Genomic DNA, 857 nt, shown 5'->3' with positions numbered 1-857 from the left:
ATCAATACTTTTTTAAATTGAGGTTGAAATGAGTATTACAATTTTATTAATCGAAGATGATGATGTTGATGCAATAGGAATCAATAGAAGCTTTGTAAAAGCTGGTTTGAAAAATGAAATAGTAAGAGCAAAAAATGGTAAGGAAGCCCTCCATTTATTAAAACTGGGAGTCGTGGGATATCCTTTTATTATTCTTTTAGATTTAAATATGCCAATGATGGATGGGTTAGAGTTTTTAACTTATTTGCGTGAGTATGAGAAATTTAAGCAAAGTATTGTATATGTATTAACTACCTCTAAATCTGAGCAAGATATTGCCTTGAGTTTTGATAAAAATGTAGCAGGTTATTTTATCAAAAATGAAGTTGGAACGGGTTATGATTCCATTGTTGAATTTTTAGGGTCCTACATGAAAATTGCCCATTTTCCTAAATCAGTGTAACCACTGTTTTTAAGGAGGTCATCTTGAAAGTATTGATTGTAGATGATGATAAGGTTGATCAGGAGCTTGTCTTAAGAGCACTTAGGAAGAGCCACTTAGATGCTTCTATTGATACAGCTAAAACGGTCGATGAGGGTCTCGATCTCTATTAAGAGCATTCTTACGATATTATCTTACTTGAACTCGTATGCCGTCTTCTGCTTGAAAAAAAAAAAAACAAAACTCTTACACATTCTCCCTCTCCCCACAAACACAATAACAAACTGCTTAACTCCATCCACCCCACACTTGCTCACCCCCTCCTCTACATTAACACAACACCAGACATTAACAAACACATCAGACAACACTATATGCTAATTCCAATAACCCGCACACAACATTTCATAGTTCGTAACATCACATTCAGCAAATA

At 34.4% G+C, this 857-nt stretch carries 2 protein-coding genes; both read left to right on the top strand.

Translation table 11 applies throughout. The annotated features are described in order from the left end of the window. The first annotated feature begins 28 nt into the window (after positions 1-28). Positions 29-442, top strand: a complete 414-nt coding sequence (locus ASU03_RS18990; protein ID WP_057833283.1) for a response regulator — start codon at positions 29-31, stop codon at positions 440-442. 23 nt (positions 443-465) lie between these two features. Further along, the gene (locus tag ASU03_RS21870) at positions 466-594 is read left to right on the top strand and encodes a hypothetical protein (protein ID WP_269433043.1); all 129 of its coding nucleotides are present in this window, start codon (positions 466-468) and stop codon (positions 592-594) included. Positions 595-857 lie beyond the last annotated feature (263 nt).

It is taken from the genome of Colwellia sp. TT2012 (assembly GCF_001440345.1).
In the GTDB taxonomy this organism is placed as follows: Bacteria; Pseudomonadota; Gammaproteobacteria; order Enterobacterales; family Alteromonadaceae; genus Colwellia.
This window is presented reverse-complemented; position numbering and strand designations above follow the sequence as displayed.

Coding starts and splice junctions, on each gene's coding strand:
- ASU03_RS18990 (WP_057833283.1), top strand. CDS start 29: ATGAGTATTACAATTTTATTAATCGAAGATGATGATGTTGATGCAATA.